The 13959-nt window shown below is 68.1% G+C and carries 10 protein-coding genes and 1 pseudogene; 8 read left to right on the top strand and 3 right to left on the bottom strand.

What is annotated here, in order from left to right; translation table 11 throughout:
- Window positions 1–132: 132 nt before the first annotated feature.
- Both GORHZ_RS06060 and GORHZ_RS06055 read left to right on the top strand, forming a co-directional pair.
- A complete protein-coding gene (locus tag GORHZ_RS06060) occupies window positions 133–1107 on the top strand; it encodes an alpha/beta hydrolase (protein WP_006331285.1) in 975 nt (324 codons plus the stop codon).
- Window positions 1108–1143: 36 nt separating this feature from the next.
- Window positions 1144–1374 (top strand): hypothetical protein, encoded by a 231-nt coding sequence (locus GORHZ_RS06055; RefSeq protein WP_006331284.1) that lies wholly within the window; start codon window positions 1144–1146, stop codon window positions 1372–1374.
- A gap of 8 nt (window positions 1375–1382) precedes the next feature.
- On the opposite strand, the gene GORHZ_RS06050 is transcribed toward GORHZ_RS06055, so the two are convergent.
- Both GORHZ_RS06050 and GORHZ_RS06045 read right to left on the bottom strand, forming a co-directional pair.
- Entirely contained in the window at window positions 1383–1790 is a 408-nt protein-coding gene (locus GORHZ_RS06050; protein ID WP_040530379.1) for a TIGR03668 family PPOX class F420-dependent oxidoreductase, read from the bottom strand.
- Window positions 1787–3685 (bottom strand): ABC transporter ATP-binding protein, encoded by a 1899-nt coding sequence (locus GORHZ_RS06045; RefSeq protein WP_040530377.1) that lies wholly within the window; start codon window positions 3683–3685, stop codon window positions 1787–1789. The genes GORHZ_RS06050 and GORHZ_RS06045 overlap by 4 nt, the downstream gene beginning before the upstream one ends.
- A gap of 157 nt (window positions 3686–3842) precedes the next feature.
- Here GORHZ_RS06045 and fgd point away from each other — a divergent pair, with 157 nt between their 5' ends.
- From fgd to GORHZ_RS06015, 6 genes are all read left to right on the top strand, one after another.
- The gene (fgd, locus tag GORHZ_RS06040) at window positions 3843–4859 is read left to right on the top strand and encodes a glucose-6-phosphate dehydrogenase (coenzyme-F420) (RefSeq protein ID WP_006331281.1); all 1017 of its coding nucleotides are present in this window, start codon (window positions 3843–3845) and stop codon (window positions 4857–4859) included.
- Between the two features lie 174 nt (window positions 4860–5033).
- Window positions 5034–5612 (top strand): hypothetical protein, encoded by a 579-nt coding sequence (locus tag GORHZ_RS06035; protein WP_006331280.1) that lies wholly within the window; start codon window positions 5034–5036, stop codon window positions 5610–5612.
- A gap of 36 nt (window positions 5613–5648) precedes the next feature.
- On the top strand, window positions 5649–6197 hold the full coding sequence (locus GORHZ_RS06030; protein ID WP_040530375.1) for a TetR/AcrR family transcriptional regulator: 549 nt from the start codon (window positions 5649–5651) through the stop codon (window positions 6195–6197).
- Window positions 6198–6283: 86 nt separating this feature from the next.
- Complete coding sequence (locus GORHZ_RS06025) at window positions 6284–7924, top strand: FAD-binding oxidoreductase (protein WP_083877202.1); 1641 nt, start codon at window positions 6284–6286, stop codon at window positions 7922–7924.
- A gap of 10 nt (window positions 7925–7934) precedes the next feature.
- Entirely contained in the window at window positions 7935–10043 is a 2109-nt protein-coding gene (gene pta, locus GORHZ_RS06020) for a phosphate acetyltransferase (protein ID WP_006331277.1), read from the top strand.
- Window positions 10040–11254 carry an acetate kinase gene (locus GORHZ_RS06015; protein ID WP_006331276.1) on the top strand — a complete coding sequence of 405 codons (1215 nt, stop codon included), beginning with the start codon at window positions 10040–10042 and terminating at the stop codon, window positions 11252–11254. Before pta ends, GORHZ_RS06015 begins: the two co-directional genes overlap by 4 nt.
- A 39-nt stretch (window positions 11255–11293) precedes the next feature.
- On the opposite strand, the pseudogene GORHZ_RS06010 reads toward GORHZ_RS06015, so the two are convergent.
- Window positions 11294–13956, bottom strand: a pseudogene (locus tag GORHZ_RS06010) (serine/threonine-protein kinase).
- Window positions 13957–13959: the final 3 nt, after the last annotated feature.

Genomic DNA, 13959 nt, shown 5'->3' with positions numbered 1-13959 from the left:
TCGGCGTCCGACGACGGTGTAGCTTTCGCACAGGAGTATCTCAGCATCCGGTGAGCCCCCGAGGGGCGAGTATCCGCGTCGCGACCGAGGCGTCCACGTGAGTAGCGCCCACGTGATGCGAAGGAGACGAACATGCCGATCGTGCACCACCGCAGGCCCAGCCTCCTGTCGATTCCGATGTGGATCGTGACCCGTGCCGTGTTGCGGCCGACGCTGTCGTGGTGGCCGCTGACCCGGTCCGGGATGGCCGGGCTCTACCTGATCGACCACGTCCTGGCGGTCGGGCCGAAACCGAAAGGGGTCGTCCGCGAGCGGATGACACTGGCCGAACGGCCGGCGGAGTTCATCCTGCCCGTCGGCCCGTCGCGCCGCGATACCGAGACCGCGATCCTGTACCTGCACGGCGGCGCGTTCGTGGTGTGCGGTCTCGGCTCGCACCGGTCCATCGCGAGCCGTCTCGCGCAGGCATGTGAATTGCCGGTCTTTTCCCTCGGATACCGGCAGTTGCCGTCGTCGGGTGTGGGCGCCTCGGTTGCCGATGCGCTCGCCGCCTACCGGGAACTCGTCCTCGAGCGTGGCTATCGCCGCGTCGTCGTCGCGGGTGATTCGGCGGGCGGATTCCTGGCGGGCAAGATCGTCGAGGGCGCCGACGGCGAGGGACTGCCCAGGCCGACGGCGGTCATCGGGTTCTCGCCGCTGCTCGACCTCGACGTGGGTACCCACCCGGACCGGTCGAGCCGTTCGGATGCCTACATTCCGCAGAGGAAGATGGTCGAACTCGAGAAACTGTTCGACCGGGGACCCGTCGCGCTCACCGGGGTGCGGCGCATCGGCGACCTCGCCGACGACGCGTTCCCGCCGACGGCGATGATCACCGCCGAGGGCGAGATGCTCGAGCCCGATGTCATCGGGCTCGTGGAGGCCCTCGAGGCGGCCGGCGTTCCCGCGGTGGCCCACAGCTATTCTTGGCAGATACACGCGTTCCCGGTGCTGGTCACGCGGCATCCGGAGACCGTCCACGCGATCGAGAAGACCGCAGAGTTCACCTCGGAGGCCGTCCGGGCGGCCAGGGACGCGGACAGCCGAAACGGCAGGCGGGCCGGCTGATCGAGGTCCACGACATTGAGGTGACGACGTCCGACGATGATGAACAACGACTTCCAGCGCGGGGCGCTGACCTTCTCACGCGGCATGACGATCTTCGGCTCGGTGATCCTCATGGTGTGCGTCGCGCTGCTCACGGTGAACTGGTGGAACGAGGGCAACTGGCTGTGGGTGGCCATCGGCATCGCCATCGTCATGGTCAACATCGCGCTGGTGTTCCTGCAGTTCCGGCGCCGTAAGCTCACCCCGCCCAGGGCCGACGACGACTGACGGCTCGGCTACCTCGCCGACCAGGTATGCCAGCCGAGGTGGCCGATGACGATGACCGGCCCGGCGGGGCGTTTTTCGCGGTACTGCGCGTACTTCTCGGCGAGCCGATCGATGCCCCGGACTCCGTCGGCACTGTCCGGGTCGACGACCTCGGCGCGGCCGTCCACCCGCACCCACCACAACGCGTCCCAGTCGTCGGAGTAGTGGTCGACGAGCAGCGACACCGCGGGGTTGGCCGCGATGTTCGCGAGTCGCCGCAGGTGGGTCGTCCGCTTCGGTTTGTGGTCGACGCATGTGTAGATCACGTCGTCGTCGAGCGCGAACACCACCGGAACGAGGTGCGGGACGACGGCGCCGTCGCCGACGCCCACCGTCGCCAGACGCGCCACCCGCGCATCCCGAAACCTTTCCCTCATGCGGTGAGTTCCCCGGCGTCACGACGCGTGTCGTCGGCGAACTGCGTGCGGTAGAGCTCGGCGTAGCGGCCGCCCCTCGCCAGCAAGGTCGTGTGGTCGCCGCGCTCGACGATCCGGCCCTGCTCGAGCACGGCGATTTGGTCGGCGGCGCGGATCGTCGACAGCCGGTGCGCGATGACGATCGACGTGCGGCCCTCCAACGCCTCGGCGAGCGCCTCCTGCACGGCCGCCTCCGACGTCGAATCGAGGTGGGCGGTCGCCTCGTCGAGGATCACGACCGCCGGGTGGGCCAGGAGCAGACGCGCGATGGTCAGGCGCTGACGCTCTCCGCCGGAGAGCCGGTAGCCGCGCTCCCCGACGACCGTGTCGAGGCCGTCGGGCAGTGACGCGACGAGCTCGTCGAGGCGGGCGCGCCGCAACGCGTCCCAGATCCGGTCCTCGTCGGCGGACGGGTCGGCCAGCAGCAGATTGGCCCGCACCGTGTCGTGGAAGAGATGGCCGTCCTGGGTGACCAGCCCGACCGTCCGGTGCACCGACGCGCTCTGCAGGTCGCGCAGATCGACACCGTTGAGTCGGATCGCACCCTCCTCGACGTCGTAGAGCCGGGTGGCGAGGCTCGCGATCGTCGACTTGCCGGCCCCCGAGCTGCCGACCAGTGCGGTCATCGTCCCGGGTTCGACGTCGAGGTCGATGTGGTGAAGCACCGTCGAACCGCCGCGGTTGTCCAGCTGGGCCACCTCCTCCAACGAGGCGAGCGAGACCTTGTCCGCGGAGGGGTAGGCGAATGACACGTCGTCGAACCGCACCGACACCGGCCCCGCCGGGACCGGGCGCGCATCCAGCCGGTCGGCGATGAGTGGCGCGAGGTCGAGGACCTCGAAGACCCGCTCGAAGCTGACCAGCGCGCTCATGATCTCCACGCGCGCGTTGGCGAGCGCGGTGAGCGGTGCGTACATCCGGGTGAGCAGCAGGGCCAGGGAGACCACGGCACCCGCCGACAGGTGACCGCCGACGGCCAGCCACCCGCCCAGCCCGTAGACCAGCGCCAGCGCGAGGGCCGACACCAGCGTCAGCGCGGTCATGAACCAGGTCTGCACCATCGCGCGCCGGACCCCGATGTCGCGCACACGATCTGCGCGGGCGGCGAACTCCGCCGACTCCATGTCGGGGCGGCCGAACAGCTTCACCAGCGTGGCACCGGGGGCGGAGAACCGCTCGGTCATCTGCGTCGACATCCGCGCGTTGTGTTCGGCGGCCTCACGAGACAGCGCAGCCATCCGTCGTCCCATCCGCCGGGCCGGCAGCACGAAGATCGGCAGCAGGATCAGGGCGAGCAGCGTGATCTGCCAGCTGATAGCGAACATCACCCCGAGTGTCAGCGCCAACGTCACCGCATTCGACACCACACCGGAGAGGGTGTCGCTGAACGCGCGCTGCGCGCCGATGACGTCGTTGTTGAGCCGGCTCACCAGCGCGCCCGTGCGGGTCCGGGTGAAGAAGGCGACCGGCATCTTCTGCACGTGGTCGAAGACCGCGCGACGAAGATCGAGAATGAGACCCTCGCCGATGTTGGCGGAGAACCAGCGGGTCGCGATCCCGGCGCCGGCCTCGACCAGTGCGATCGCCGCGATGAGGACGGCGATCCCGACGATCTGGCCGCCGTCGCCGCCCGCGGTGATCAGGTTGACCACCCGCCCCGCGAGCAGAGGTGTCACCACCGTCAGCAGCGCGGTCAGCACCGACAGCGCGAGGAACGCCGCGATCCGGAGACGGTGGGGCCGCGCGAATCCGAGGATTCGGCGCAGGGTGGCGCGACGCTCGCCGCGCAGGGAACGGGCCTGCGGGGCGGACATCGATTTGTACATGGTGTCCCAGGCCACCGATTCCATGCTCATGCCGACCAGCGTAGAACTCGACGACTACCCGGGGTTGATCCATGCGCCTGGATTCAAGCGGTTGCGGCGCCAGTGGTATGAGTACGTAAGGGGAACTGAGTGATCGATCGGTGAGCCGCGAGTCGAACGAGCCGCGGCCGGCAGGAGCGAGGTAGGCGTGGCAGCAGAACTGAAACTCGGTTTCAAGGCGTCGGCGGAGCAGTTCGATCCGCGCGAGCTGGTGGAGATCGCGGTCGCGGCCGAGGAACACGGGATGGACTCGGTGGCGGTGAGCGATCATTTCCAGCCATGGCGGCACAACGGTGGGCATGCGCCGTTCTCCATCGCCTGGATGGCCGCGGTGGGCGAGCGCACCAAGCGGGTGCAGATCGGGACGTCGGTGATGACGCCGACCTTCCGGTACAACCCGGCGGTCATCGCGCAGGCGTTCGCGTCGATGGGGTGTCTGTACCCGGGACGGATCATGCTGGGTGTGGGGACCGGTGAGGCGCTCAACGAGTACGCGACCGGCTTCCAGGGCGAGTGGCCGGAGTTCAAGGAGCGGTTCGCGCGGCTGCGTGAGTCGATCACGCTGATGCGGGAGCTGTGGACCGGCGAGCAGGTCGATTTCGACGGTGAGTACTACAAGACCCAGGGCGCCTACATGTACGACGTGCCGGACAAGCCGATCCCGGTCTACGTCGCCGCCGGCGGTCCGGTGGTCGCCCGGTATGCGGGTCGTGCCGGGGACGGGTTCATCTGCACCTCGGGCAAGGGCGCCGATCTGTATCAGGAGAAGCTGATCCCGGCGGTCAAAGAGGGAGCGGAGAAGGCCGGACGCGACTTCGAGGCCATCGACCGGATGATCGAGATCAAGATCTCCTACGACCCGGACCCCGAGCTGGCGTTGGAGAACACCCGGTTCTGGGCCCCGCTGTCGCTGACCGCGGAGCAGAAGCACAGCGTGAACTCGTCGACGGAGATGGAACGCCTGGCCGACGAACTGCCGATCGAGCAGGTCGCCAAGCGCTGGATCGTCGCGTCCGACCCGGACGAGGCCGTGGAGAAGGTGAAGTTCTACACCGACTGTGGGCTCAACCACCTGGTGTTCCACGCTCCCGGACACGATCAGCGCCGGTTCCTGGACAACTTCGAGCGCGACCTCGCGCCGCGCCTGCGGAAGCTGTCGGTCTAGTCACACACCAGTAGGCCGGTCTGGTCGAGCGGTGAGCCGCGCACCCCGGCGCGCAAGTCATCCGCCGGGGTGTCGGCGCCGGTGCGGTCCATTAGGCTGGAACCGGGTCGGACCGAAATGACATCGCCGCATGCTGTCGAGCCTCGAACACGTGCGTCGAAGGAGTGTGCGCGGATGCGAAAGCTGACCGTCACCGTCGCTGCCACCGCTGTGATCGCCGCGGGGGCCGGGATCACCGCGGCCCTGGTCGACCCGTCGCCGACCGCCGCCGCACCGAACCATCCGTCGACACCGTGCGGGGATTTCGACGGCTTCGGTCCGGAACCGGATTGTTCCTACCGCACGGAGGGAACGCTGCTCACCGTGACGGTACGCAACCGCGGCGTGTCGGAAGTGCCGGTGGTCTGCACACTGGGCCTTCCGAACGACGAGAGCCCCGACGAGTCGGTGACCCTCGGCCCGCAGGAACGGGGAGAACTCAGCACGAGAGCGTTCTACTACGGATGGCAGTCCTTCGCGGTGGACTGTCAGAGCGACACATCGCGGGCCAAAGAGGTTTCGCGGCGTGTCGTGTTCCTGGCGATGTTCTCAATGGAGGCCACCACGTCCTCCTCGCCCACCCGGTACGTGCCGTCGTGGCCGCGACCAACCCCGCGTACCTCGAACCCGACTCCGACCTCACCGTCGGCGACCAAGCCGACCACCGCGACCGACACGACCGACTTGACCACCACCACGACGCCTGTCCCATGACGCGACGCCGCTCCGGTTTCGAATACGGTGTTCGCCATGGATCGTGACCGCATGGTGGATGTCGGGGTGGCCGTGGTGGGCCGGTTCGGCGCCAAGGCGCTGAGTCTGACCTCGGTCGCTCGCCAGGCCGGTGTCGCCCGGGCCACCGCATACCGGATGTTCGGTGGCCGCGACGCCCTCGTCGCCGCCATCGTCGAACGTGAGGTCGCCACGCTGCGGGTCAAACTGCGCGAATGGTCCGACACCGCCCCGGACGCGGCCGGCAAGGTGCGCGCCCAGGTGCTCAATGTGCTGCCGTACATCCGCGAACACGAGGCGCTGCAGTACATCCTCCGCAACGAACCCGAGGAGGTCGTGCGGGCGGTCGTCTCCACGAAGGATGCCTCGGGTCCGTCGTTGATCGCGCTGATCGTCGACAACACGTTGCCGGACCTGCAGCCGGAGGTCGCCGATCAGCTCGCGCCCGCGCCCCGCGCTGCAGCCGAGTTCCTCGTGCGCACGATCTATTCGCTGATGCTGATCCCCGAGAGCACCCTGACCGACGAGGAGATCGCCGAGCTCGTCGTGCGGGCCATCGTGAAGTGACCGGAGGGAGAGACCCGGTGACGGACCCGACGACGAGCCCCGTCGAACGTGCCGGTCCCGACGAGACCGCGCTGCGCGTCGTTCGGATGGCGCGGCCGCGGTGGGGAGACCCGGCCACACCGGCGCAGCTGCCCCCCGCTGCCGCCGCGCTGATCGGGACCGGCGACCCCGGCGCGCGGCGAGGGGTCAACATCGACGAGATCGGACTCGCCGACCCGCACGTGCCTCCGGCAGTGCGGGCCGCGCTGATCGACGCGCTCGGCGCCGAGCATGTCACCGCCGATCGGTACGAACGGATCGCGCACACCCGCGGCTACTCCACACCGGATCTCCTCGCGCTCCGCAACGGAGACGCGTCGGACGCACCGGATCTCGTCGTGCGGCCGGGGTCGCACGACGAGGTGGTGGCGGTCCTGGGCATCTGTGCCGCGCACCGGGTGGCCGTCGTGCCGTTCACCGGCGGCACTTCGGTGGTCGGGGGACTCGCACCCGAACGTGCCGGCTTCGCGGGTGTCGTCACCGTCGACGTGACGCGACTCGACGCGCTCGTCGGCGTCGATGAGATCTCCCGGACGGCCACCCTGCAGGCCGGACTCCGTGGCGTCCGCGCGGAGGAACTGTTGCGCGAGAGGGGTTTCATCCTCGGTCACTTCCCGCAGTCCTACGAGGGCGCGGGCCTCGGCGGGTACGCCGCGACCCGCTCGGCCGGCCAGTCCTCGGCGGGATACGGACGTTTCGACGAGATGGTCGAAGGTCTCCTGCTCGCGACCCCGCGGGGCACCATCAGGCTCGGCACCGCACCGAAATCGGCGGCCGGACCCGACCTGCGTCAGCTGGTGCTGGGGTCGGAGGGCGCCTTCGGCATCATCACCGAGGTCACCGTCCGCATCCGTCCGGTGCCCGCCCATCGTGTCTTCGAGGGCTGGCGCTTCGCCGACTTCGGCTCGGGCGCGGCCGCGTTGCGCGCGCTCGCCCAGGACGGGCCGATGCCGACGGTGCTGCGCCTGTCCGACGAGGTGGAGACGGCGATCGGCCTCACCGACCCCGCATCGGCCGGGGGCGACGAGGTGACCGGAGGGTGCCTGGCGATCGTCGGATACGAGGGGCACCACCAAGAAGTCGAGGCGCGCCGTGCCGCGGCGAGCGCGGTCCTCGAGGATGCGGGAGGTGTCGCGCTCGGTCCCGGGCCGGGCGAGGCTTGGCGGACGGGGCGGTTCCGCGCGCCCTACCTGCGGGATCCGCTACTTGACGCGGGGGTGCTCGTGGAGACCCTCGAAACAGTCACCTATTGGTCGCGCCTGGCCGCACTGAAGACCGTGGTCACCGCCGCGATCACCGATGCGCTGAACGCGCAGGGCACCCCGCCTCTGGTGATGTGTCATATCAGCCATGTGTACGCGGCCGGGGCGTCGCTCTATTTCACGGTGGTCTGCCCGCAGACCGACGACCCGCTCGCCCAATGGGCCGCCGCGAAGAAGGCCTCCAACGACGCCATCCGCGCCGCCGACGCCGCCATTACCCACCATCACGGGGTGGGCCGTGATCATCGCGATGCCTACCACGCCGAGATCGGCGATCTCGCGCTCGAGGCGCTGCGCGCGGTGAAGCGGACGCTGGACCCCGACGGGGTGTGTAACCCCGGTGTTCTCCTCGGATCCACCCGGTGTTCCCCACCGGTCCATCCGGTGTCCACGAGGTCGGATGTGGCCCGACCTGCGGGCGGATAGGGTGACATCCATGGGCGAACGCAACGTCACGTCGAGCACCATCTACATCGCGTCCGTCGAAGGCGATACCGGCAAATCCACCGTCGCACTCGGGATGCTCGCTCTGCTCTCGGCGACCGGCGGTCGCGTCGGCGTCTTCCGCCCGATCTCCCGGGCGGCGGCCGGTGAACGCGACTACATCCTCGACCTCCTCATTGACCACGTCTCGGTGGACATCCCCTACGAGGACTGCATCGGCGTGACCTATGAACAGGTGCACGCCGATCCGGAGGCGGCCATCGCCGAGATCGTCGCCCGGTTCCACGCGGTGCAGGCACGGTGCGACACCGTGCTCGTGATCGGGTCGGACTACACCGACGTGGCGAGCCCGTCGGAGCTCAGCTACAACGCGCGGATCGCCGCGAACCTGTCGGCGCCGATCATCCTCGCGGTCAAGGCCGCCGGGCGCACCCCGGCCGAGGTCCACGATCTCGCGGTGCTGGCATTGTCGGAGGTCTCCGGCGCCCACGCCACGACCGCAGCTCTCATCGCCAACCGCTGCGATCCGGAGCAACTCGTCGTCGTCGGCAAAGAACTGCAGAAGACCGGAATCCCGATCTGGTGTCTGCCCGAGGACCCGGTGCTGTTCGCGCCGACGATGGCCGAACTCATGGAAGCCCTCGGAGCCGAGCTGTACAGCGGCGATGAGGCATTGCTCGACCGCGAGGCGCTCTTGGTGATGGTCGGCGGCATGACCGTCGAGCACATTCTCGAGCGGTTGACCGACGGCACCGTGGTGATCGCCCCGGCCGATCGCTCCGACGTGTTGCTGTCGTTGGTCAACGCCAACACCGCGCAGGGGTTTCCGCGGCTGACGGGCATCATCCTCAACGGCGGCCTGCAACCCCATCCCATGATCGAGGCACTGGTCAACGGACTCAAGCCGAGTCTGCCGATCATCATGTGCGAGCAGGGGACCTACGAGACGGCGAGGACCGCCGCGCTCACCCGCGGGCGAGTGGGTGTCGAGTCGGTACGCAAGATCGACGCGGCGCTTGCCCTGATGGAGGAGTACGTCGACTCCGAGGCGATCCTCCGGGTCCTCGACGTCCGGGGTCCCGCAGTGATGACGCCGCAGATGTTCGAGTACGCTCTGCTGGCCCGGGCCCGGTCTCAGCAGCGGCACATCGTTCTCCCCGAGGGGGAAGAGGACCGGATCCTGAGAGCCGCCGGTCGGTTGCTGCGCCGCGGCGTGGCCCGGCTGACGTTGCTCGGCAACACCGATGCCGTGCACACCCGGGCGGCAGAACTCGGCATCGCGCTCGACGGTGTCGACGTCATCGACCCGCGAACCTCGGATTACCTCGACGAGTTCGCCACCATCTACACCGACCTGCGCAAGCACAAGGGGATGGACTTCGAACGCGCCCAGGAGACCATGCACGACGTCTCCTACTTCGGCACGATGATGGTGCACACCGGCAAGGCCGACGGGATGGTGTCGGGGTCGGTGCACACGACCGCCCATACGATCCGGCCGGCCTTCGAGATCATCAAGACCAAACCGGGTGTGTCGACGGTGTCGAGCGTCTTCTTCATGTGCCTGTCCGACCGGGTGCTCACCTACGGTGACTGCGCCGTGGTGCCGGACCCGACCGACGAACAACTCGCCGACATCGCCATCTCGTCGGCCGAGACGGCCGCCCAGTTCGGGATCGATCCGCGGGTGGCGATGCTCTCGTATTCGACCGGGAAGTCGGGCAGCGGTGCCGATGTCGACAAGGTGCGGGTGGCCACCGAACTGGTGCGCGAGCGGGCCCCGGAGATCCTCGTGGAGGGGCCGATTCAGTACGACGCCGCCGTCGAGCCGAGCGTCGCCGCGACCAAGATGCCCGATTCGCCGGTCGCCGGTCAGGCCACCGTCCTGATTTTCCCCGATCTGAACACCGGCAACAACACCTACAAGGCGGTGCAGCGCAGCGCCGGCGCCATCGCGATCGGGCCGGTCCTGCAGGGCCTCAACAAGCCGATCAACGACCTCTCGCGCGGCGCGTTGGTCTCCGACATCGTGAACACGGTCGCCATCACCGCGATCCAGGCCCAGCAGGCGCCGACCGACGTCGAGGGCGGGACACGATGAGCGCGTCGTCGTCGGCCGGCGGCGCGGTCCTCGTCCTCAACGCGGGATCGTCCTCTCTGAAATATCAACTGGTGCATCCGGAGACCGAAGAAGTCAGCGCCGAGGGCATCGCCGAGCGGATCGGCGACCACGACTCGTCGATCACCCACACACAGGGCGGCAAAGAGGTCGTCGAGACCCGTGCGATGCCCGATCATCTCGCCGCCGTCGAGTTCATGATGGGTTTGTTCGCCGAGGGCGGCATCGATCTGTCCGCCGCCGGACTCACCGCCGTTGGACATCGTGTGGTGCACGGCGGGCGTACCTTCTTCCACCCGACGCGCATCACGGCGGAGGTCATCAGCGAGATCGACCGCATCTCCACCCTTGCGCCGCTGCACAATCCAGCCAATCTGGTCGGCATCGAGGCGGCCCGGGAATTGTTGCCGGAGGTACCGTCCGTCGCGGTGTTCGACACCGCCTTCTTCCACGGCCTGCCCGATTCCGCGGCGACTTATGCGATCGATCGTGGTGTGGCCGACCTGCACGCCATCCGCCGCTACGGTTTCCACGGCACCAGTCATCAGTATGTGTCCGAGCAGGCGGCGGTCTTCCTCGGGCGCGACCTCGCCGACATCAACCAGATCGTGCTGCACCTCGGCAACGGGGCGTCGGCGTCGGCGATCGCGGGCGGGCAGCCCATCGACACGACGATGGGGATGACCCCGCTCGAAGGACTGGTGATGGGCACCCGCAGCGGTGACATCGATCCGGGTATCGTGCTGCACCTCAACCGGGTCGCCCACCTCAGCGTGGACCAGATCGACACGCTGTTGAACAAGCAGTCCGGCCTCAAGGGACTGTGCGGCGAGAACGACTTCCGGGCCATCACCGAGAAGATGGCCACCGGCGACGCGAGTGCCCGCAAAGCCTACGACGTCTACATCCACCGCCTGCGGCGCTACCTCGGTGCGTACATGATCGAACTGGGCCGGGTCGATGCGATCACCTTCACCGCCGGTGTCGGTGAGAACGCGGTGTCGGTGCGCGCCGATGCGTTGGCCGGCCTGGAGACCTACGGCATTCGGATCGACCCGCAGCGCAACGAGATCCGTGCCAAGCATGCCCGCCAGATCTCTGCCGACGACTCCACGATCGATGTCCTCGTCGTCCCCACCAACGAGGAACTCGCCATCGCCCGCCAGTCCGCGGCGGTCGTCGCCGGGTCATAGTTCAGCCGGCACCCGTCGGCGAGTGTCACACAACGTTCGTCAGAACAGCGTGTCCGGCCGGACATAGTTCGCCAGGTCGACCAACATGAAGCGATGATCGCGGTTGTTGCGGGTCTGCCGCGCCAGTGCACGTAACCAGCGTTCGGTGCCCGCGCGTAACCCCTTCTCGGTGAAGGGATATCCGAGCACCTGGTTGGGTTGCAGCGATGGGTCGGCGTCGGGATGCTCATGCACCCAGCCGAGCGCGGTGCCGAGCACGATCAGCAGCAGACGTTGCTTGCGGGGTTCGCTGTCGGGCATCATCTCGACGCGCCGGGCCGCCTCGACGATGTGCTCACGCTTCACCTCGGACAACGGGCGGCCGTGCACCAGGGCGATCACAGCGGTGGCGCGTGCGGTGTTGAAATGCCTACTGGTGGGGGGACCTCGTCGAGAGGTTCGATCGCGGCCTCGACATCGCCGACAGCGACCCACAAGCGGGCCAAGCCGAAGGCCGCGGTGACGATGCCGTGATCGGTCAACCACAGGTCGTGGTAGTGGTGCTTGGCGATGTCGAACAGATCGGAGATCCGCGAATCACTCTCGTCGGACGTGGATTTCTCGTCGGAGAGCCATCGACCGATCAACTCGGCCGTACCGGCGACCGCCAGCTTCGGCGCCACCTCGCCGGGCATCGCACCCAGCACGTCGCTGAACCGTTCGTAGGCCAGTTCCGGTTCGTCGTTCATCAGCGCGCAGATCGCCATGTACCACTGGACCCGCCATGAATCGCCGTGGTGCACAGATACTTCCCGCAGAAGTTCCAGTGCGGTGTCGACATCGTCGAGTTCCAGGTGTGCCCGCGCCTCGGCCAGGTCGATCTCCAGCGACGGATGTGGATCGGACGTGGGGGTGCCCAGCAACGACGAGAACCCGTCGGCGCGGGCCGCGTGGATCGAGTCGAGAGTCTGTCGCGGATCGGACAGAGCCGCCGACGTGAGGAGGCCCGCGGCGGGGTCCAGCGGGTCGACGAGCGGCAGCGGCAGGGCACGGGCGATGTCGACGGGATCGTAGAACGCTGCCTGTTCGGGGTCGAAGAAGCCGTCGACAGGGGCGAGCATCAGGTCGGTGCCGAACGTGGATCGCTGGGGCGTGAAGACGGTGGACAGCGACGGCCGGGGCACCCCGGTGTGCACGGCGACGATCTCGCGTAGCACATTGAGTACCTGGGTGGTCATCTCGTCGGCGGTCGCGAAACGGTCGGCCGGGTCGGGGGCGGTGGCCCTTTGCAGTAGTAGGTAATACGACGGGTTGTCCCGGAACACCGGTGTGGACTCGGGGTCGGGCAGCCCGTCGAGGTAGCGGCCCTTGGCCTTCGGCATCGCGACGGTGAGCGTGGCCAGTGTACGGCCGATGCTGTAGATGTCGGTGGCGATCTGCGGTCCGGTCTCGACGATCTCCGGTGCCTGGAATCCCGGTGTGCCGTAGAGATGCCCGTACCCGTCGATGGAGGAGACGGCACCGAGGTCGATGAGTTTGACCTCGTCGCTGCCGATCATGATGTTCTCGGGTTTCACGTCGTTGTAGACCAGCCCGACCGAATGCAGATAGCCGACGGCGGAGAGCACTTCCAGCATGTACGCGATGGCGTGTTCGACGGGCAGCAAACCCGGTGTGCCGTCGGCCTCCGAGGTGATCTGCTTCAGTGTCTTTCCGCCCACGTACTCCATCACGATGTAGCCGAACCGGTTGCCGAACTCGTCGGCGTGCTCGACGAAATTGAAGATCTTGACGATGCCGGGGTGATTCACCGACGCCAGGAACTGGCGCTCGGCCACCGCGACCGCCTGCGCCTCCGAGTCCGACGAATTGAGCAGGCCCTTGAGCACCACCGGCCGGTCTGACACGTTGCGGTCGATGGCCAGGTAGATCCAGCCGAGACCGCCGTGGGCGATGGCGCCCATGATCTCGTACTGGTCGGCGACGAGGGTTCCGCGCTCCAGCCCCGGGACGAACGAATACCGCGAGCCGCAGTGCGGGCACACCCCGCTGAGCTCGCCCTGCCCGGCTCCGCTGGTGCGTCCCACCGCCTGACCGCATTTCCAGCACCACCGCTTGCGCTCCGGGATGACCGGGCGCGTGAGCACCGCGTCCGCGGGTTCGATATCGGTGATCTTGGGCAGTTCCACCAATCCGCCGCCGAGGCGTCGGTCGTGGATCATCGACCGACTGCCGGGGACGAGGCGCCGGGTGCGGGCCGTAGTCGTGGTGACTTCGGTGGGCACCGTCGGCCGTGACCGTCCGGAGATGCGGTCGGTGGAGACCTCACGCGGCGCCGGACGCTCCGTCAGTTGAGTGCCGATATTGAGGTCTTCGGGGGAGGCGGCCTGGGTGCCGATGTCGAGGTCGTCGTCGTGGTCGAGATCGTGGTTGAGGTCGTGGGGGGAGGCGGCTTGGGTGGCGGTGTCGAGGTCGTCGAGGTCGTCGTCGAGGTTGAGGTCGTGGGGGGAGGCGGCTTGGGTGGCGGTGTCGAAGTCGTCGAGGTCGTCGTCGAGGTTGAGGTCGTGGGGGGAGGCGGCTTGGGTGCCGATGTCGAGGTCGTCGTCGCAGAGCTCGTCACGACTCACCGCCTGGGTGCCCACGTCGACGCCGCCCGACTCCTCGACGGGAGCGGGTGCATCGGTGGCGTTCTCGTGCTCGCTCATCTCGACATCACTCGACATCAC

The organism is Gordonia rhizosphera NBRC 16068 (assembly GCF_000298195.1).
In the GTDB taxonomy this organism is placed as follows: Bacteria; Actinomycetota; Actinomycetes; order Mycobacteriales; family Mycobacteriaceae; genus Gordonia; species Gordonia rhizosphera.
Note: the sequence above shows the minus strand (reverse complement) of the source record. Positions and strands in the feature narration are given on the sequence as shown.